General features: G+C 44.6%; 16 protein-coding genes. 3 read left to right on the top strand and 13 right to left on the bottom strand.

The annotated features are described in order from the left end of the window. Positions 1-75: 75 nt before the first annotated feature. The 7 genes from fadD to MSG36_RS04305 form a co-directional block, all read right to left on the bottom strand. Positions 76-1,770, bottom strand: a complete 1,695-nt coding sequence (gene fadD, locus MSG36_RS04275) for a long-chain-fatty-acid--CoA ligase FadD (RefSeq protein WP_248366496.1) — start codon at positions 1,768-1,770, stop codon at positions 76-78. 106 nt (positions 1,771-1,876) lie between these two features. After that, a complete protein-coding gene (locus MSG36_RS04280; protein ID WP_248366498.1) occupies positions 1,877-2,728 on the bottom strand; it encodes an alpha/beta hydrolase in 852 nt (283 codons plus the stop codon). A 47-nt stretch (positions 2,729-2,775) separates the two neighbouring features. Continuing rightward, positions 2,776-3,336 (bottom strand): Slp family lipoprotein, encoded by a 561-nt coding sequence (locus MSG36_RS04285; RefSeq protein ID WP_248366500.1) that lies wholly within the window; start codon positions 3,334-3,336, stop codon positions 2,776-2,778. A 39-nt stretch (positions 3,337-3,375) separates the two neighbouring features. Next, complete coding sequence (locus tag MSG36_RS04290; RefSeq protein WP_017074520.1) at positions 3,376-3,681, bottom strand: hypothetical protein; 306 nt, start codon at positions 3,679-3,681, stop codon at positions 3,376-3,378. Between the two features lie 91 nt (positions 3,682-3,772). Next, positions 3,773-4,474, bottom strand: a complete 702-nt coding sequence (gene tsaB / locus MSG36_RS04295; RefSeq protein ID WP_248366502.1) for a tRNA (adenosine(37)-N6)-threonylcarbamoyltransferase complex dimerization subunit type 1 TsaB — start codon at positions 4,472-4,474, stop codon at positions 3,773-3,775. A 59-nt stretch (positions 4,475-4,533) separates the two neighbouring features. Next, a complete protein-coding gene (locus MSG36_RS04300) occupies positions 4,534-6,462 on the bottom strand; it encodes an ATP-dependent DNA helicase (protein ID WP_248366504.1) in 1,929 nt (642 codons plus the stop codon). A 160-nt stretch (positions 6,463-6,622) separates the two neighbouring features. Continuing rightward, positions 6,623-6,823: a hypothetical protein gene (locus MSG36_RS04305; RefSeq protein WP_060982228.1), complete on the bottom strand. Its 201-nt coding sequence runs from the start codon at positions 6,821-6,823 to the stop codon at positions 6,623-6,625. Between the two features lie 282 nt (positions 6,824-7,105). Between MSG36_RS04305 and purU the strand changes: the two genes are divergently transcribed. After that, entirely contained in the window at positions 7,106-7,939 is an 834-nt protein-coding gene (purU, locus tag MSG36_RS04310; protein WP_060982490.1) for a formyltetrahydrofolate deformylase, read from the top strand. A gap of 283 nt (positions 7,940-8,222) precedes the next feature. Here the strand turns inward: purU and MSG36_RS04315 are convergent, their stop codons facing one another. Further along, positions 8,223-8,819: a VOC family protein gene (locus MSG36_RS04315; protein ID WP_060982227.1), complete on the bottom strand. Its 597-nt coding sequence runs from the start codon at positions 8,817-8,819 to the stop codon at positions 8,223-8,225. Positions 8,820-9,166: 347 nt separating this feature from the next. On the opposite strand from MSG36_RS04315, the gene argS reads away from it, so the two are divergent. Both argS and MSG36_RS04325 read left to right on the top strand, forming a co-directional pair. Beyond that, complete coding sequence (gene argS / locus MSG36_RS04320) at positions 9,167-10,900, top strand: arginine--tRNA ligase (RefSeq protein ID WP_248366506.1); 1,734 nt, start codon at positions 9,167-9,169, stop codon at positions 10,898-10,900. 628 nt (positions 10,901-11,528) lie between these two features. Further along, on the top strand, positions 11,529-11,957 hold the full coding sequence (locus MSG36_RS04325; RefSeq protein ID WP_048611464.1) for an HIT domain-containing protein: 429 nt from the start codon (positions 11,529-11,531) through the stop codon (positions 11,955-11,957). Positions 11,958-12,089: 132 nt separating this feature from the next. On the opposite strand, the gene MSG36_RS04330 is transcribed toward MSG36_RS04325, so the two are convergent. The 5 genes from MSG36_RS04330 to znuA all read right to left on the bottom strand — a co-directional run bounded on the left by MSG36_RS04330 (position 12,090) and on the right by znuA (position 19,964). Further along, positions 12,090-12,320 carry a FeoC-like transcriptional regulator gene (locus tag MSG36_RS04330; RefSeq protein WP_010436811.1) on the bottom strand — a complete coding sequence of 77 codons (231 nt, stop codon included), beginning with the start codon at positions 12,318-12,320 and terminating at the stop codon, positions 12,090-12,092. Then, positions 12,317-14,590 carry a Fe(2+) transporter permease subunit FeoB gene (feoB, locus tag MSG36_RS04335; protein WP_050711741.1) on the bottom strand — a complete coding sequence of 758 codons (2,274 nt, stop codon included), beginning with the start codon at positions 14,588-14,590 and terminating at the stop codon, positions 12,317-12,319. Before feoB ends, MSG36_RS04330 begins: the two co-directional genes overlap by 4 nt. Further along, positions 14,591-14,812, bottom strand: coding sequence for a FeoA family protein (locus MSG36_RS04340; RefSeq protein WP_004734203.1), 222 nt, complete (start codon positions 14,810-14,812; stop codon positions 14,591-14,593). A 636-nt stretch (positions 14,813-15,448) separates the two neighbouring features. Next, complete coding sequence (locus MSG36_RS04345; RefSeq protein ID WP_248366744.1) at positions 15,449-18,811, bottom strand: AraC family transcriptional regulator; 3,363 nt, start codon at positions 18,809-18,811, stop codon at positions 15,449-15,451. Positions 18,812-19,079: 268 nt separating this feature from the next. After that, positions 19,080-19,964, bottom strand: coding sequence for a zinc ABC transporter substrate-binding protein ZnuA (znuA, locus tag MSG36_RS04350; protein ID WP_048617863.1), 885 nt, complete (start codon positions 19,962-19,964; stop codon positions 19,080-19,082). Between the last annotated feature and the right edge of the window lie 17 nt (positions 19,965-19,981).

The following is a 19,981-nucleotide window of genomic DNA, read 5'->3' on the forward strand; positions in this document are numbered from 1 at the left end:
ACACCATTTTTCAGCGCTCGCTTAGATTAAGCGCCTCAAAGGTTTTAGTGCAGTGCTTTCTCGTAAACTGACTAATTATTCGCTAGCGCGTTTCGCAAGTTCTGCATCGTTTTCTTCACGTAGTACGCGGCGCAAGATCTTACCTACGTTAGTCTTTGGAAGATCATCTCTGAACTCAACTAGTTTAGGGATCTTGTAACCCGTTAGGTGTTCACGACAGTGCGCAATAATGTCTTCTTTGGTCAGGCTCGGATCACGCTTCACAACGTAAATCTTAACCAGCTCACCAGATACTTCATGAGGTTGACCGATAGCCGCTACTTCTAACACTTGGCCATGTAGCGCGACTACATCTTCAATCTCGTTCGGGTAAACGTTAAAACCAGACACAAGAATCATATCTTTCTTACGGTCAACAATATGCAGCAAGCCTTCGTCATCAAATTTAACGATGTCACCCGTAGATAACCAACCGTCTTGGTCAATCACTTCTTTGGTTGCTTCTGGGCGTTGCCAGTAGCCTTGCATCACTTGTGGACCGCGAACTTGTAGCTCACCTACTTGGTCATTAGCAACCACTTTGCCTTCATCATCAACAATACGTACATCTGTCGATGGTACAGGCAAACCAATAGCGCCCGTGTAATCTTTAAGGTCGTATGGGTTACCTGTTACCAATGGTGAACACTCGGTCAAGCCATAGCCTTCTAGCAAGTGAATACCTGTCGCTTTCTTCCATTGCTCTGCAACAGCGCGTTGAACGGCCATACCGCCACCAACAGATAAGCGCAGGTTACTGAAATCCAACTCGTGGAAGTCTTCATTATTCACTAACGCATTAAACAGGGTATTTACGCCCGTAATCGCGGTGAACGGAACCTTTTGCAGCTCTTTAATGAAACCAGGAATATCACGAGGGTTTGTGATCAGAAGGTTGCGACCACCCATCTCAACAAACAGCAAGCAGTTCACTGTCAGAGCAAATACGTGGTAAAGCGGTAATGCCGTTACAACCAACTCACGACCTTCTTGCAGAACAGGACCGTATGCCCCTTTCGCTTGAAGTACGTTTGCAATCATATTGCGGTGCGTTAGGATTGCGCCCTTCGCTACGCCCGTTGTACCACCCGTGTACTGTAGAAACGCAATATCATCGCCAGCCATAAACGGCTTCACGTATTGAAGACGACGGCCTTTGTGCAATGCTTTCCTGAATGAGATAGCACCCGGTAGGTCATACTTAGGCACCATACCTTTTACGTATTTCACTACGAAGTCGACAATAGTCCCTTTAGCGCGTGGCAACATTTGCCCAAGGCTAGTTAGGACAACGTGTTTAACCGGAGTGTTATCCACCACTTTCTCTAGCGTGCTCGCAAAGTTAGATACGATAACGATCGCCTTTGCACCAGAATCGTTCAGTTGATGTTCAAGCTCACGAGGTGTGTACAGTGGGTTGACGTTCACTGCAATCATACCGGCACGCAATACACCAAATAGTGCAATTGGGTATTGCAGTAGGTTTGGCATCATTAGCGCGACGCGATCGCCCTTCTTCAGTTTCAAGTCATTCTGTAGGTAAGCGGCAAAAGCACGGCTGCGCTCTTCAAGCTTACGGAATGTCATAATCGAGCCCATGTTCTCAAATGCAGGTTGATCCGCGTACTTCTGTACCGACTGTTCAAACATTTCTACAAGAGATGGGTACTGATCTGGGTTGATCGTTTCTGGTACGTCACTTGGATAACGTGAAAGCCAAGGTTTATCCACGATGTTACTCCTCGTTTATCAGCTGACGACTGCTTCGCCGCTTTTTATCATTGCGGTATTACAGCACAGCTTTAGTGCATGAGCACTAAAAGGCTCAAACACTTGTTTAAATTTTGTTAACTACACCAAGAATTAGCTCTGAAACTAGCTCTGGGCTCTCTAAATGACAATGATGTCCGCCAGGAACAGTCTCTATATTCAGAGGACTATGCACTGATTTGTAGCGATTATGCTGCAAATGTCGAAATCCATCATTCCCTAAAATTATTAATTGAGGGCATTCAATAGCCGCCATAATCGCTTCAGCGTGCGCCTGTGACATTCGATATAACGAGTCACATTTTAAGTTAGGGTCGCATCGCCATTGCCAAGAGTTCTCGAACTCGACAATACCTCGTTCAACAATAGGAGCGATTAATTCAGCATTAATTTGGTTGGCGTGAGCTCTCAGCTTAATAGCATCCTCAAGGCTTGCTAGAGGACGTGAAGGCTTTCTTCGCTGTCGAAGACGACTGAGTACCCCATCTCTCAAACGAGAAACCGTTTCTTGGGGAGCTTCGGAAAGAGGTCCGTGACCTTCAATTTGAATTAATCCCGACACCTTTTCAGGAAAGGCGGCACTATAACAACTTGCGATCAATGCACCAAGTGAATGTCCTACTAGCACCAGTCTGTTTGGCGATAATTTAGTCACCAACTGATGCAAATCATCAATATAGTCGTGAAATGGGTAGTAGCTTCCCGATTTGTGCGACGAAAAACCGTGTCCGAAAAGATCGATAGCAACAAGGTGAGCGCTAGAAGAACACTTGGCTAATTGCTGCATAACCTGATTAAAACTGGCTGAATTATCTAACCACCCATGAATAAAAACGACCGTCGTAGCGGTCGTTTCTAGGTTGCCCATCTGTTGTGTCGCAAGCGTACCGCTCGCAAGGGAATATGACTTTTCAATCATTGATTGTATAGTGCCCCTGTCGTTGAGAGTGTTGAGTTAAGGTTCGACTATTCCACATCTTGAATCACACGCCCTGACTTAGGCATGGTTTGAAAGCTGCGACAGTGCAAACTGCGGCAAGAATAATAAGTTGGCGCAAAGTCATTGATAACTACTCGCTCGGTGATCTGCCATAAGCGCTGGTTGTAGACATTCATGACTGGAAAGGTATAAGGGTAATCACCAATAGTGCTATCTTCAGTGCCATTTGATGTTCCAACTAAGGTGACTAAGCGGCCTTCAGCAAAGCTCAATGGTTCAACATAGCCATCGATGTAACCGACAAAGCGTCCCTTTGGCTCTGCATCAATATCCGGCTTACCGCTGCTAGAAATAGGTAAATTAACCACTTCAACGCGAGTCTTGTTCTCCAAGTTAGTCACTTTCGCAATCACGCCACCTAAACGAACATCCCCCGCATCAGGCACTGTATTAACCCACTCTTGGTAGTCTGTCACTACTTGTTCGGAATTTGCATTGAGTTCTTCAGGTAGAGATGAGCACCCCATCACTAACGATGAGAAGGCAACAAGGAAAAATAAGCGAGATTTAGACATGAGAGAAAACATAATGCTGGTCCTTAGAACAGGATAGATGAAAGTACAAAGCTAGATGTAAATATCGACCCCAATAAGCTTCGCAAGTTCCTCTTTTTTAGCTTGATTCATTACATCCATATACTCTTCCATCGCACGTCGTCCACGCCCTTCTGGAAGATCATATTGAACCTGAGCTTTATGAATTTCAGACTCTTTGACTTGACGAATAGAATGCGAGACAGCATTTGCGACCTTAGTTGGCTGGCCAACTGAGGTTTTTGCATCGCCTTTTTTTACCTCATTCTTTTTATTGGTTCGATTGGTTTTGGATGTATTACCTATCGAAGAAGGAGGTAAGCCGTTTATTGAAACCATGCTTAAGAAATTTTGTACCTAATTTAATGACTTTGTGTCTGGTTTTAATAGCGGCTCTGCAAAGTAAATGCAGAGCCAAAATAATACGTATTTACTCGCGACCAGGCAGTTTTTTCCAAGTCACTTTATCACGAAGATAAACAGGCTCAGACTCTTCTGCTGCAACCGCCTTGCCTTCTGCATAAGCGAATTGAGCAAGGAAAGCCATATCTTGAGCTTCTGGGAATAGCACTTCACATGCTTTGGTGTTGATCGCTAGCGTATCCATGTGTTCTGCGTACGCTTCCCAACCTGTACCTACTTTTGCCCATGTTTCAGAGTCCGCTTCAAGCTGCGCAGCCAATTCACTTGGTGGTGTAACACACTCTGCATCAACAGCATTCCAGCGGCCATCTTGTTCGCGGCTGTAGCGAGCCCAGTACACTTCACTCATACGCGCATCAATCGCTGTCGCAACATGAGTTTCACCAAATTTACGGTAGCTGCCTTGCGCCATCGCAGCCAGTGTAGAGACACCGATCATCGGTAAATCCGCACCAAAAGCCAAGCCTTGAGCAATACCAATACCAATACGTACACCCGTGAAACTGCCTGGGCCTTGGCCAAACGCGATAGCATCAATATCGGTTAAAGCGACATTCGCTTCTTTCAGTACTTCATCAACCATTGGTAGAATTTTTTTCGTATGGTCTCGAGGAGCCTCTTCGCTACGTGCGAACACCTGGTCACCAATTACTAGTGCAACTGAACAGTTTTCAGTTGCGGTATCTACTGCAAGAATTTTCGCGCTCATTTGTGTCTCAAATATCTGTTATCTAGTCTAAAAATAATGGCTAAGCTCAACAATGCCAATTACTCAGCAGCGGTTGAATGGTCTTTAGCTAAGAATTCTTTAATGATCCCTAAGTCACGGGTACGTGGGATAGGCGGTAAACTCGCCAAAAATATGCCACCGTAATCACGAGTCACCAATCGGTTATCGCAAATAATCAAAGCGCCATTATCGCGCTTGTCACGTATCAATCGGCCGACACCTTGTTTCAAGGTAATCACGGCGTCTGGCAACTGTACCTGTGCAAAAGGATCACCCCCTTTTAACTTACAGTCCTCGATGCGAGCCTTAAGTAAAGGGTCATCAGGGGCGGTAAAGGGCAATTTATCGATGATAACACAGCTTAATGCGTCGCCCCTAACATCTATCCCCTCCCAGAAAGCGCCAGTAGCCACCAGCAATGCGTTACCTAATTCCATGAATTCGGCTAAGGTTTTTTGCTTACTTGTCTCACCTTGCAGCAGCACTGGAACCGAGAGTGTTTCACGGAATCGCTCCCCCAACTCTTTCATCATGCTGTGTGAAGTACACAAAAAGAAACAGCGGCCTTGGTTTTGCTCAATCACGGGAGTCAGTATTCTTACTAGCTTATCCGCGAGGCCTGGGCTATTCGGTTCAGGAAGATAACGAGGTACACACAAACGCGCCTGATTTGGGTAATCAAACGGGCTTGGCAGTGAAAACTGTGCCGACGGTTTTAACCCGAGTCGAGAGGTAAAGTGATCGAAATCGTCCGACACCGCTAAGGTTGCTGAGGTAAATACCCAAGCGCCCGGTTTAAGCTCGATCTGTTCGTGGAATTTATCCGCGACCGACAATGGTGTGATGTGCAAAGCAAAGTGGCGTGGCGTGGTGTCATACCAATACGAATAGCCAGTAATCGACACATCGCACACACGTTCGATACGTGACTTAATCATGTTTGCACGTTCGAAAGCGGTATCTAACAGCTGGCTTCGCCCAAGAGCTAATTTCAATACATCAACAGCTAGTTGTAGAGCATCTTGCAAACGAACCAACTCTCGTGCAATCGATTCGGATTTTAAGGCCTCACGCCAGTTGCCGCGAAAGCCAGTATCACCGAGCACAATGCGCAGATCGGCTGCAGACTGAACGAGCCTATCCCCCACTTTCTGTAGCTGACGCATGTCTTTCGCTTCAGTGCGGTAAGCGATTTCAATGTCTTTGGCTAACTCTTGGATCTGTCGACTGGAAACCGATTGCCCGAAGTATTGGCTGGCAATATCGGGAAGTTGATGCGCTTCATCGAAAATAAACACATCGGCTTCAGGAATCAGCTCACCAAATCCGGTCTCTTTAATCGCTAAATCCGCTAAGAACAAGTGGTGGTTCACTACAACAACATCAGAATCCATCGCTTTTTTACGCGCTTTAAGCACGAAGCAATCGGTATAACTTGGGCACTCTTTGCCCAAGCAGTTGTCATTGGTCGAGGTAATAGTTGGGATAACCGGGCTGTCTTCAGCGATATCATCACAATCGCCCAAATCACCTGTTTGTGTTGATGATGACCAACTACGAACTTTCACTAACTGAGCCAGCAGTGTTGGATCGGTATGAGCGCCATGACTCTCGATCATTTGACGGCTGAGCCTGTCCAAACACAAATAGTTTGAACGCCCTTTGAGTAACGCAACCTGACCATAAAAGCCAAGCGCATCGACCATCAATGGTAAATCTCGGTGAAACAGCTGTTCTTGAAGGTTTTTAGACCCCGTACTAATGATGGTTTTCTTGCCACTAAGCAGCGCTGGCACTAAGTAAGCAAAGGTCTTACCGGTACCCGTTCCCGCTTCAACAACTAATTGGCTCTGTTGCTCAATAGCTTGTGAAACCGCTTCAGCCATGTCTAGCTGAGCTTGTCGTGGTTGAAACCCTGGGATCGCTTTACCCAGAGCACCATCAGCAGAAAACGTTTTAGATATCATAGAGTACGAAGTTTAGAAAAATAGAAGACGAATTATGGCAGGTTTAGTGAGCCGGCGCGAATCAAGAATGACTTCGCACCGGAGGTGTTTGGTTTGGTTTGACGTAACTTGAGTTACCTTAAAGGTAAGAACTGAAGAAGTAAGAATCAGAGAATCGTTTTTATTTTCGACTTAGATAACGTGACAACCAAGAGGCGCCTTCAAAATGGTTATCACAAGGTTGCATGGCCTTCACTGCATCGGTTGGCGAGGTCTTGCTTTCCCACATTTCATCTAGAACATTACCATCTAACGCAGTGCCACCCGCCAATGAATTCACTCGCTTGCAGTACAGTTTTTTGGCTAATAACTCTTTATCCATAAGTATCACCTCTATTTTTGGCCAAGGCGTAAATGCCTCGGTTGAAGTTCAAATGCGTACTACGGTCAAAACTTTAAAAAATGAAGCTTCTGCCTGTTTTTCTATCTAAAAACTGATATTTCTATATCAAACAATTTATCAAAGCGATAAATCAGCAGCAGAATTTGTTGAAACCAACTTGATAATAGATTAATTATAACGGTGATATTGCGGCTCAGTTCACCGTTCGACGGCCTGCATTTAATTTGAAGAATAAAAATATTTCATGGAAGTAAGATGCAAATGGAAAGAAAAACTTTACTAACACATTGTACTGATGCCCCGGGCCTCATCTCTAAGATCACCAACATTTGTTATAAGCACCAACTCAATATTATTCACAACAATGAGTTCGTAGATAACACAAGTGGCCACTTCTTTATGCGCACCGAGCTTGAAGGGTATTTCAATGATGAAACCTTGCTTGCCGATTTAGACCAAGCCCTGCCACAAAACACGAAACGTAAGCTTGTTGATTCATCTCGCAAGCGTGTTGTGATACTCGTGACCAAAGAAGCACACTGCCTTGGCGACATTCTAATGAAGAACTTCGATGGCAGTTTAGACGTTGAAATCGCGGCGGTTGTCGGTAACTACGACATTCTGCAAAGCCTAACTGAACGTTTTGACATCCCTTACCATCATGTTTCTCACGAAGGGCTAAACCGTGAAGAACATGAGAAGAAGATGCTAGAAGTGATTGACCAATACGAGGCTGATTACCTTGTTTTGGCTAAGTACATGCGAGTGCTGACTCCAGGGTTTGTTGAAAAATACAACCACAAGATCATCAATATCCACCACAGCTTTTTGCCAGCATTTATTGGCGCGAAGCCATATCAACAAGCGTATGAGCGCGGCGTAAAAATCATTGGTGCTACAGCGCACTTTGTGACTAATGATTTGGATGAAGGCCCAATCATTAAGCAAGATGTTATCCCTGTGGATCACAACTTCAGCGCGAAAGACATGGCACAAGCCGGTCGTGACGTAGAGAAGAACGTATTGAGTAAGGCGCTAAACAAGGTGATCAATGATCACGTCTTTGTTTACGGCAACAAGACTGTGATTCTGTAGGTTCAACAACTATTAGAACCCAATAAAAAAACGCGTAATAGGATTGCCCCATTACGCGTTTTTTGTACCTGATAATCAGACCAGCTTTATGAGATTCCCGACCACGCTCCTTCGTCGCTATCGGGAATGACGGTGTTCAACCATCGGATCTCTATCTAGATACTTTTATATTTTAAAAGCACTCGCGATAGTTAGCAGACCCACACAGCCACTGCAAACATCCGTCATTCCGACGAGCCTAAGCGAGATCAGGAATCTCGCCCCTTTAAACTATCGACTAAAACTAAGCTTGCTCTGATTCTACAATCTTCTTCAACGAATGTGGGTGCAGCTTGATGCAAATCCCTTGATGTTTAAAAGCCACTGTTGGGTTATTCAAACGTTCACCCTCGCCTTTCGGGCTAGAGAGTTTGATCTTAACGCCTTGTTCAGCCAGCGTTTCAAAGTTAGCAGCGAACTGCGGGTAAGTTTCTTTAAGATCCGCTAAGTACTCATCAGCCGTTTGGGCGTGAGAAGGAATCACAAACTCGACATGTTCCCAATCTTGGCTTGGATAAATCTTACCTTCTGCTGGATATGGCAACTCCAAGCATTCAATTTTCCAGCCAAGGCTTTGCAAGGGTTCATCGAAAGCCAACACCACAATTGGACGACCATTGATCATCGCCTCTGAAATTGTAGAGCCGTACTCAGACCATGCTTGATGCGCAGATTTGGCCAACTCAGTGTCATTGATTCGCAGCGCAATATGATCCGCTTGAGCAAAGCTTAAATCCAAACCTAATGTATTTCCTAGGTTCTCGATTTTTGCCATAAAGGTATCAAGGCGGGCGATCATTTGTTGTGGTTCTAGTTCAGCTTGCTTCAGGCTCATCATCATTGTCTGCGTTCTCCAAATAATGGCTGCATGTTATCAGTTTTGCCTTTTGCAACAAGCGTTGCTTTTACAAAAAAGACTCAATAAGTATGTTCTTTCCGATCCTTAAACATGCAAACGTGTCTTGGTAAAAGTCGATTGCCAAAAACCACTCAGGAAATGTTAATTTTCTATCAATTCGACCTATAAGAAACCCTACAAAATTGGTATGATTAACGCCATTTTTGTGAACTTAAACAGTGTCTGTTGTTCATTTCGGCATTAAATCGTTAACTAGACGCATAATTAACCAATTTAATGACCTCGAAATAACGGCCACTCTTATCATCCTTGAATTGAAGGAAACGCGTGTGAATATCCAAGCACTTATTAATGACAAAGTATCTCAGGCTCTAGAAGCCGCTGGCGCACCTGCAGGCTCTCCTGCCGCTGTTCGCCAATCTGCAAAACCACAATTTGGTGACTACCAAGCAAACGGCGTTATGGGCGTTGCTAAGCGACTAGGCACTAATCCTCGAGAGTTTGCTCAAAAAGTATTGGACGTTCTAAACCTAGACGGTATCGCTTCTAAAGTTGAAATCGCAGGCCCAGGTTTCCTTAACATCTTCCTAGATGAAGCTTTCCTAGCACAACAAGCAGACGCAGCATTAGCTGATTCTCGCCTTGGTGTAGCCGTTGCAGAAACACAAACAATTGTTGCAGATTACTCTGCACCAAACGTTGCGAAAGAGATGCACGTTGGTCACCTACGTTCAACGATCATCGGTGATGCGGTTGTTCGTACTCTTGAATTCCTAGGCCATAACGTTATCCGTGCTAACCACATCGGTGACTGGGGTACTCAATTCGGTATGCTTATCGCAAACCTTGAGCGCGTTCAAGCTGAGTCTGGCGAAGTTTCGATGGAACTTGCTGATCTTGAAGGCTTCTACCGTGAATCTAAAAAGCTTTACGACGAAGACGAAGAGTTTGCACTTAAAGCACGTGGCTACGTTGTTAAGCTGCAAAGCGGCGACGAGTTCTGCGCTGAGATGTGGAAGAAGCTTGTTGACGTAACAATGATTCAAAACCAACGCAACTACGATCGTCTAAACGTATCACTAACTCGTGATGACGTAATGGGCGAGAGCATGTACAACCACATGCTTCCTACCATCGTTGCAGACCTAAAAGAACAAGGTCTTGCTAAAGAAGATGACGGCGCACAAGTTGTATTCCTAGACGAATACAAAAACAAAGATGGCGACCCAATGGGCGTTATCATCCAGAAGCGCGACGGCGGTTTCCTTTACACAACAACTGATATTGCTTGTGCAAAATATCGTTTTGAAGAGTTAGGCGCAGACCGCGTACTTTACTTCATCGACTCACGTCAGCACCAACATCTAATGCAAGCTTGGACTATCGTTCGTAAAGCAGGTTACATCCCAGAATCTGTTTCTCTTGAGCACCACGCATTCGGCATGATGCTAGGTAAAGACGGCAAGCCATTCAAGACTCGTGCGGGTGGTACTGTTCGTCTTGCTGATCTTCTTGATGAAGCAGAAGTTCGTGCAGCACAGCTAATCGAATCTAAGAACCCAGAACTTGCAGAAGACGAGAAGAAAGCGATCGCTAATACAGTTGCTATGGCAGCGGTTAAGTACGCAGACCTTTCTAAGCACCGTACGACTGACTACGTGTTCGATTGGGACAACATGCTTGCATTCGAAGGTAACACAGCACCTTACATGCAGTACGCATACACTCGTGTTGCTTCTGTATTTGCTAAAGCTGGCATTTCTATGGACTCTCTTGAAGGTGAAATCAAAATCACTGAAGAGAAAGAGAAAGCGCTTATCGCGAAACTTCTACAATTCGAAGAAGCAGTACAGTCTGTTGCTCGTGAAGGTCAACCACACATCATGTGTAGCTACCTATTCGAACTAGCAGGTCAGTTCTCTAGCTTCTACGAAGCATGCCCAATCCTAGTTGCTGAAGACGAAACTGTTAAGCAGAGCCGTCTGAAGCTTGCAGCACTAACAGCGAAGACAATCAAACAAGGTCTATCGCTTCTAGGTATCGATACTCTAGAGCGCATGTAAACGATTCGAGATTCGAGATTCGAGAAAATTAGAAAGGTTGACGTGAAAGCGTCAACCTTTTGTTTTATCTGGAGGTTTCGTTTTACTCGGTTATTTATACTGCTAGCCGCCCTAGTCCGACTTAACAAGAGATCTCCTACTACGCTCCTTCGTCGCTCTAGGAGATGACGAGAATAGGTGTTGTGGACCCAAAACAGCATCAATAATGCGCCATCAAGTCACACCAAATCGTTATTACTTTCCCCAACCGTCACTTCCTTAGTGAAGAACCAACGTCATTGAGAACCCACCTCAAGCGAATAACACCAACAAAGCAATGCACCATCACTTTCCACGCCCGTCATTCCCTGCAGTGAGGCACGAACGTGATAGGGAGTCCCCTAACAACAGCAAACCAATTCGTTATCACTCCCCCCAATCGTCACTTCCTTTAGTGAAGAACCAACATCATTGAGAATCCACCTCTAGGCGCGTAACACTAGCAAAGCAATACACCATCACTTCCCCAAACGTCATTCCCTACAGTGAGGCACGAACGTGATAGGGAATCTGCTTATTGAGAACGTAAGCCCTAGCCACATTCAAACTCCGACCTTATACTCATGTAAAACAATTAATTGGAAAGAACATGAGCTTTGAACTTCACCCGCAACTTGCGAAAGACACCACACTTATCGGCGAATTTCCACTGAGCTTAGCCCTGCTACACAAAGATAACGCTGTGCCTTGGGTTATCTTGGTACCAAAACGTGCCAACCTAAAAGAGTTGCACCACTTACCAATGAAAGAGCAACAGCAGTTCCTACATGAATCTCAGGCGGTAAGCCAAGCACTAGAAGCCACGTTCCAACCAGACAAATTGAACCTTGGTGCGCTGGGTAATATGGTGCCACAACTGCACATCCACCATATTGCACGCTTCAAAGACGACATTGCTTGGCCTGGCCCAGTATGGGGAAATACAAAGGGCGAACAGCGCAGTGAAGAAGATCAAACCGCTATCCTGACTCGTATTCAAAACGTTCTGTCACTGAGCTCTATCTTCAAGAAAGCATAATTCGACTTGGTTTCGTTGAGCTTAAAAGCAAAACACTTCAGAAAAGACACATAACAAAAAGCCGCTCATCTTAGATAAGCGGCTTTTTAATTTTCTAATCTCGCCTTTTTTAACGAGATAATGAAGACCGAACTACATCATCACGTTAAGCGACAAACCATCTTGTTTGCTGATGGTGTAGCGAATACGCGTTGTATGACCATGCTTATTCGTATCGACCAAGCGAGAAACTTTCCCTTTCTTGACCCACACACTCAGCATCGCATCGACGCCATCTTCACTCATGCCAAACTTTGCAGCGAGCTCTTTACGAGCCGCAACGCCTTGGCTATCAATGTATTGATGAAGTTCAGTTAAAATCATACTACTTGCACCTCTAGTGCTTTCTGCTTACTACCCACTTTTTTGAAGACGCGATACGTCACCACAAAACCACCAGCAATCGCCACCATCCATACTGCACTTGTCACAGGATGCGCAGCAAAGTTTGCCGCTTGGTAGTAGAAAGTCGCACCAAAGTAACCAAGAGCCATCGTCCAAACCGCGATGAAGCGTGCAAACGTCTGACCAAATTCACGAACATAAGCACCCATCGCGGCCACACAAGGCGTGTAAAGCAGGATAAGAATCAAGTAAGCGAACGCCGCATGACCAGATACAAACTTGTCTTTCAAGTTACCAAAGATAGAGGTATCGACTTCTTGGTCAGCTGCTACAGAATTAGAATCAGACAAGTCGCCAACTTCAATACCTAATGGATCTGAGTAGCTCAAACCGGCTAGGTTTTCAGGGATTGTCATTACCGCTTCTTGCAGGCTTGCTGCTAAGTCAAACTCAGCCGCTTCTTCATCAGAAGGCGTTGTGTATAGGCTATTTAATGTACCTACAACAGCTTCTTTAGCGAAAATACCTGTGATGATACCAACCGTTGCAGGCCAGTTCTCTTCAGTAATACCAATTGGTTGGAATACAGGTGTTACAACCTGAGCCGCTTTAGACAGTACTGAGTTTTCGCTGTCTTCGTTACCAAAGCTACCGTCCATACCTAGAGAGTTTAGGAAGCTTAGAATAGCCACAACCATCACGATTGTTTTACCTGCGCCAAGTACGAAACGCTTCAGCTTCTGCCAAGTTTTCAGCATTACGTTTTGCACTGTCGGCAATTCGTAATCTGGCATTTCCATCACTAAGCTATCACTGCTACCTGGGTAGATCGTGTTTTTCAGGAACAAACCCGTAAACACAGAAGCAACGATACCCATGATGTACAGAGCGAATACTACGTTTTGTCCTGCACCAGGGAAGAACGCCGCTGCGAACAGTGCGTATACCGGTAAACGAGCACCACATGACATAAACGGCGCCATTGATGCTGCCAGTTTACGTTCGCGCTCTTGGTCAAGAGTACGAGTTGCCATGATTGAAGGCACGTTACAACCAAAGCCCAGTACAAGTGGGACAAATGCTTTACCCGGTAAACCAATCTTCTGCATCACTTTATCAAGTACGAATGCAGCACGAGCCATGTAGCCTGAGCTTTCTAGTACCGCTAAGAATAGATAAAGCGCAGCGATAACAGGAATAAAGGTCGCAACCGTTTGAATACCACCGCCAATACCATCAGCAAGTACAGTAACTAACCAAACTGGTAAATGGCCATCTAATAAGTGGTGTCCACCATCAACTAATATTGCCCCAACACCAATGTCAAAGAAGTCGATAAACGCACTGCCGATATTGATAGAGAACATGAACATTAGGTACATGATGACGAAGAAGAAAGGAATACCGACCCATTTGTTCAAAATGAATTGGTCTGCTTTCTCTGTAAAGTTACGGCTTAGTTTACCTTCGCTGCGACGAACACGTTTACAAAGGTCATGTAAGAAAGTGTATTTAGCGTCAGCAACAGCAAGGTCAATATCGAAATCGGCACCAAGACGCACGCTATCAATTTGAGTGCGAGTTTGTGGAGCCAGTCCATTCAATACCAAGTAATCATTCTCTAAAGCACGAATCGCGAGCGCTCGGTGAGATACGTCAGCATCATCAAATTGTGACTCAACAGAAGGGATAAGAGCTTCTAACGCGGCGTCGTAATCAATAGAGATAGGGTCAAGGCTCACACCTTGAACAAGCAGTTTATGCAGACGCTCTTTAAAGCGAACCACTTGACCTTTGTCGTTTGCAGACAAGCTTAGAACTGGGCAACCTAGCTCTTTCTCTAGTGCTTTAAGGTTAATCACCTGACGTTCGCGCTTTAATACATCCATTTTGTTCAGCACCACGATCATTGGACGACCCAACTCACGTAGTTGTAATGTCATGTATAAGCTTCGTTCTAGACAGCTAGCGTCGACAACATTGATGATCACATCTGCTGGGTGAGTTAAAACAGCGCGAGACGCGATAGACTCATCGATGCTGTTCGCATCATTACCACTGTCTAGTGCGTAGATACCCGGTAAATCCGTTAGTTGAAACTGATCACCTGCGTGCGAGTATAAACCCGTCTTCTTTTCAACAGTGACACCAACCCAGTTACCAACGTGCTGCTTGGCACCAGTCAGTGCGTTGAACAGTGTTGTTTTACCACTATTCGGGTTACCAACGGTAAGAACTTGATAATCCATTTAGATAACCTCGATTTGTTCTGCAATGCTTTCACGAATGGCGATAGAAACACCTCTCACTTCAACTTGAAGCGGGTCACCCATAGGTGCACGGCGGATAAGCGTTACCTCGGTTTTTGGCAACATACCCATGACCATAAGTTTTTTTCTTACGTCTGGTGTTAAACCTGTTAGTGCAACAATAGAAGCCGCCTTTCCTTGCTCTAGTTGTGAGAGTTTCATAAGTACCCAATTCGTGACTGATAATGAGAAAGATTGTTATTAACGCTATGATACACATACATGCCCACAATTCTATTGTGTGAAATCAATGTTTTCGAAAATACATACTCGTAAATTTCGTTAAAAACGTTTACGTCAAAAACGTTACTTTCAACAACTAGTGAGAACTACCTCACTAGTACAAACCCTCCCAGACAACAACAAATCATTAATTATCAATAATTTAGAATAATGTCGGTTTTCTCATAGGCATCTGTCGTTAATTTTATAAGTAAAATAAGTACCTGGACGTATAGTTACTCCGTCGAAGAGAAACTACTTCTCTTTAATTTTATTCCAGAGGTGATATGGCTTTGCTATATCACTCCGGCAGCAAGCGAAGGTGTCATTGGCACCCGTGGTATAGTCCCCCCGGCTATGCCACGATATTTTTTTTCTTCCCTTTTTTTTATCCCAACAACCTTTTAAACTCCCCCATTTATCTCGTATCTCGTATCTCGTATCTCGTATCTCGTATCTCGTATCTCGTATCTCGTATCTCGTATCTCGTATCTCGTAGAAGCATAAAAAAGCCCCAACACGAATGTCGAGGCTAAAGTATCTTTATTTATGTTCTAGCAGAGTATCCGCTGTACGCTACTCTTCGTTGTTTTCAGCAAACTTAGATGGTGACATGCCAAAGTGGTGCTTAAACCTTTGACTGAAATAGGAAGGGTCATTGAAGCCTGAATCAAACGCCACATCAGAGATCTTCTCTCCAGCGAGTAAGCGCTCACACGCATGCTCTAGACGTACTTCATTCAAGTGCTCTTTGAAGGTCTTGTTGTAAGCCGATTTAAAGCGTCTCTGTAAGCTTCTCTCAGACATAAACAAATACTTAGCGGCAGTTGCAGTACTGAACTCGGCATCAGCGTAGTTTTCACTCACAAGCTGCGACACTCTGTTCTTCCACTCTTGTTCCGCTGTCAGTTTTTGCTGCTCTGGCGTTGAAGCGGCCAGCTTAATGGTTTCAATCTGTTCAATTGTGCTGGCTTCCAGATTATCGAGCACTTGGTACTCAATTGGCCACGAAAGCTGAACCTTATTTTGAGACTCCGAAACAAAGGCATTAAGCTCGCCACCGCTCTGATTCATCAATAGCGGCAGCTTTTCGATGTTAAGGTCGGTCGACTTTCCGGTATTGTCACCCATGCTTGATGCCAGCTTAGGGAACGGCATGCCATGATCTCGAATGGTTACAACAAGATGCTCCTTAACCTCTTCAACCAGAACCACCATACTCTGCGACTTAAAGTTTCTCTTGATGATGCTCGCAACCAAGCTATTGAAGATAATATCGAGATTAAAATACAGCAACGAGACATATCGTTGTTTTGTTTCAACTTTAATATCCAGTTCAATACCGGCTTTGGCTAAATCATCCTGCCAGGCTTTGAGTACCGCTTCTAAGATTAAAATTATATCGTAACAAACTTGCCCTTTCCCTTGAGGAGTATTGCTCAATTGGGCTAAGCCATTTTTCAAGGTTAGAATTGGCGACTTCCCGTGCTCGTCATTCCAATTAGGAATCATCGCAGCAATATGATTCACTTCAGAAGAGAGTTCATTGGCAGTGTGAGACACAAGCGCATTCTTAACGGACAGCTGCTTTTTAAGCTGTTGATTAGTCGCGAGTAATATCCGGCTTTGGTGCCTCAATTGGTCTGTCTTCAGTGCAACTTGCGCTTTTAAGTGCCTGTTGGCAAAAGTGACATAACGCGAACGCCAAAAGACTAAGATAGTCACAACGCCAATCAGTAACATCAGAGAGCTTGCTGCAGCCCAATTGGTCAGATACCAAGGCTCTGCAATCGAGAAGCTTTGATTGGTTGACACAAAGCGATAATGGGAGTCCTTAACCGGCTTCACTTCAAGTGTGTAATCCCCCGGAAGAAGATGGTCGAGCGTTAACAAGCCCCCTTCAAACTCACTCCATGGTTCATCGTCGCTCAGTCGATATTCCATCGCTGGTGCGAACGTTGCTGGTAAGATGCCCAGCTTAAACCCCATCGATGAGCCATAAGGAATCTCATCCAGTTCAGCCGTTTTCCCGCCAAGTGACACCGTTTGTTGGTCGACACTTATCTTACTCAACAAGGCACGGTTATGAGGTGTTGTTGATACCAGTAACTCGTTAGACAACGCGCTGACTACACCATACTTTGAGCCGAAAACAAGCCTTGAAAGTTGGCTCTCTTCGCTATAAAACAGAGCACATGCACCCGCCGCCAATTCATTGGTGATCAAACCAAATGGCGAACCTATGTGTTTATGCAGCTGCCCATCCAATCCGTAATAACTGATGCCTTTCGAAGAGCCTAACCAAACACCATTGTCATCGCTGATCAGGCAGTTGGGGCTAATATTGTCTTCAACAAGAGTGATTTCTTGAATAACAGAGCTGTCATCCGGGATTCGATACACGCCATAACTGCTAGCAAACCACTGCGCTCCATCCTTCGCTTTTTCAATATCGACGACTTTACCAAACCGTTCGCTTGAACGACTAAAGCTAATTCGTTTATCAATGAACGAGTAGAAACCATGGTCTGTTCCTATATAGATGCGACCTAGCAAGCCGACATTGAGAGCGGTGATCTTCGCAGGCAAGAACTTGTCGACTAACCAGTCAGTGCCATAACTCGTCAGCTTCATGGTTTCGATAGATAACGAATACAGGTTTTGCCCCGAGGTCATCCAAAGAACGTTATCAGCTTGAAGTGCAAAGTTTTCAACGTGCACTCCCTTAATCGGCCTTGGTAAATCAAGGGCTTCGGGTTGTAGCGTTTCCGTATTTAGACTGATGATGCCTTGTTCGGTCGCCAACCAAATGGAAGAGCCAAAGATCTCAAAATCATTAACAGGGTTAGAGTAAACACGAATTGGGTTCTCTTCACTTTCAGAATCAACCAAGTAGAGCCCCATTGAGGACGCGACCCAAGATAACTGGTCACTGACAGGCAGTACTTTATTGATCACCACACTACTCGAATGCATGCCCATTCCAGTTAGGGGGGTTCTCGAGAAGGTCTTACTGAATAGTGAGAAATATCGGATACCGTTGTTTGTCGCAATCCACATGCCACCAGCATGATCGTTTATCAACGAATATATTTTCTCACCCGGTAGCGAGAAGTCTTGATTAGCGGCCTGTTCGAATCGAGTAATTTGTCCCGTAATAAAGTTGTAGCTAATAAGGCCGTGCTCTGTACCAATCCAATACTGGTCCGAAGTTTCGGCCAGCGAGAGAACATGCGACCCTTTAACGATGGTCTCTTTATCTGGGTTCGCGAGATCTACAATCACAGCACCATTTAAAGTACCGATCACTAACTCACGTCGAGCATTCGAAAAATAAACCGTCTCAATATGGTTTTTGTCGGATGCGGTGACATGGGTAAACTCTTGATTCTCTGAAAGGTAAACGCCAGAACTGGTCGCTAGCACCCACTTTGATAGCACCCACTCCGCGTCGTTAATCGTAATGTCACTGCTGTTATTGTATCGGTACAGTTTGAGTAGAGAGTAGGTGTTGAATTCTAAAGATTGAGTGTTGTAGGTATAGAAATTACTGCCGTCAGTGACCCAAATATAATCGCCCGATGCACCGATATTGGTTATTTCAGCTCCGGGACTTAGGCTAAACGCCAATTCGTTGCCAATTCCAGGGTTATGTCGATACACCTCGTTATCGAAAAATGTCCAAAACTCATCGTTCAGAAACGCGACTCTTTCCGAAGAAAATTGCAGTAAGCTCCCCTTACGAGGGAATAGAGTTCGACCATCGTAAAAGAGTACTTTTCCATGCACATCATGAACCCAGAGCCCACCTCCGGCACCTAAGTACAAGTTTTTAGCCGCAAGGAAATTCCCTTGCGCTTGAACGGGCAAAGGATAAAAAACGGAGGGTGAGGTATTTACCGCTAGAACGCTAAATGAAATGCTCATTAAGATGAACATTTTGAAGATAATTCGATACAACTCTTAATCCTGAACAGCAACAACGCATGAAATTTTGGGCACCACAACGTCTTATCGTTGCTTAACCAAAAACTGAGTTTTTTTGTGCTTATTATTATCTTTCTATTTTAGCGGAAATTAGAAAAGGAGAAAGGAGGTTTGCTATTTGTTGGGAGGTTTTATCTTAGCGGTCACGAAAATGCCGCAAAAAGCGGCATGATTCATAAATTAACGAGAGCAAAGTAGAGTAAAGAATACTCGTTATGAATTACTTCCCGCTTAAGCAACTTGTGTAGCTGTCTGTAAGTTGCTGAAGAAAATCGAAATAACTTCCACTCTTCACTTCAACCGTTGAACCGATAGGATCAAGCTGACCTTGCTTAGCGTTACTTCCGCGAGTCACTGATTCAATCACAGCGGGAGTAAATTGAGGCTCTGAGAATACACATTGAACATTGTCGCGTACTAGCGTTTTCTTAATAGCGATCAGGCTTTTTGCACCCGGTTTACGCTCTGGGCTCACCGTGAAATGGCCTAAGTTATTCAGTTCAAACTCTTGCTCAAAGTAACCATACGCATCGTGGAATACGTAGTAACCTTTGTCTTTCACTGGCGCAAGTTGTTCATGAATGGATTGCTGCTTTTCTTTCAAAGCAAGCAGAAAAGAATCTAGGTTTTCTTGATACGCCATTGCGTTATCAGGGTCAGATTCAATCAACTTTGCTGAGATATATTTTGCGGCTACTTCAACTTGATCGATACCTAACCAAAAATGCGGGTCATGGCTACCATGATTATGTCCTTCATGAGAATCGTGGTCATCATGTCCGAATTCTCGCAAGTTAATTCCTGGAATCTCGCTGATCTTGATAACGTTTTCTTTTGAACCAATCACCTTAGTCAAAAAGGCTTCTAGGTCAGGACCAAACCAGATAACCATATCGGCACTGTGAACTTTTTTGACATCAGATGGCTTAAGCGCATAATCGTGCGGCGAAGCATTACTGTTCATTAGCACATCCGGTTCACTAACGCCCTGCGTTAATTCCGTCACAATCATTTGAATTGGTTTAAAGCTTGTTAGAATAGTATTGGCACTTGCGACACTTGGCGCTAAAAGCAAAGTAGCAAGTATAAAAGATGAACGTGACATAATCCCTCGATAATAGA

This window comes from Vibrio sp. 1CM8B (assembly GCF_023161685.1).
GTDB lineage: Bacteria > Pseudomonadota > Gammaproteobacteria > Enterobacterales > Vibrionaceae > Vibrio > Vibrio coralliirubri.

Bases quoted from the DNA above. Each gene is read 5' to 3' on its own strand.
- MSG36_RS04280 (WP_248366498.1), bottom strand. From the start codon at position 2,728: ATGATTGAAAAGTCATATTCCCTTGCGAGCGGTACGCTTGCGACACAA.
- MSG36_RS04285 (WP_248366500.1), bottom strand. From the start codon at position 3,336: ATGTTTTCTCTCATGTCTAAATCTCGCTTATTTTTCCTTGTTGCCTTC.
- MSG36_RS04290 (WP_017074520.1), bottom strand. From the start codon at position 3,681: ATGGTTTCAATAAACGGCTTACCTCCTTCTTCGATAGGTAATACATCC.
- tsaB (WP_248366502.1), bottom strand. From the start codon at position 4,474: ATGAGCGCGAAAATTCTTGCAGTAGATACCGCAACTGAAAACTGTTCA.
- MSG36_RS04300 (WP_248366504.1), bottom strand. From the start codon at position 6,462: ATGATATCTAAAACGTTTTCTGCTGATGGTGCTCTGGGTAAAGCGATC.
- MSG36_RS04305 (WP_060982228.1), bottom strand. From the start codon at position 6,823: ATGGATAAAGAGTTATTAGCCAAAAAACTGTACTGCAAGCGAGTGAAT.
- purU (WP_060982490.1), top strand. From the start codon at position 7,106: ATGGAAAGAAAAACTTTACTAACACATTGTACTGATGCCCCGGGCCTC.
- MSG36_RS04315 (WP_060982227.1), bottom strand. From the start codon at position 8,819: ATGATGATGAGCCTGAAGCAAGCTGAACTAGAACCACAACAAATGATC.
- MSG36_RS04325 (WP_048611464.1), top strand. From the start codon at position 11,529: ATGAGCTTTGAACTTCACCCGCAACTTGCGAAAGACACCACACTTATC.
- MSG36_RS04330 (WP_010436811.1), bottom strand. From the start codon at position 12,320: ATGATTTTAACTGAACTTCATCAATACATTGATAGCCAAGGCGTTGCG.
- feoB (WP_050711741.1), bottom strand. From the start codon at position 14,590: ATGGATTATCAAGTTCTTACCGTTGGTAACCCGAATAGTGGTAAAACA.
- MSG36_RS04340 (WP_004734203.1), bottom strand. From the start codon at position 14,812: ATGAAACTCTCACAACTAGAGCAAGGAAAGGCGGCTTCTATTGTTGCA.
- MSG36_RS04345 (WP_248366744.1), bottom strand. From the start codon at position 18,811: ATGTTCATCTTAATGAGCATTTCATTTAGCGTTCTAGCGGTAAATACC.
- znuA (WP_048617863.1), bottom strand. From the start codon at position 19,964: ATGTCACGTTCATCTTTTATACTTGCTACTTTGCTTTTAGCGCCAAGT.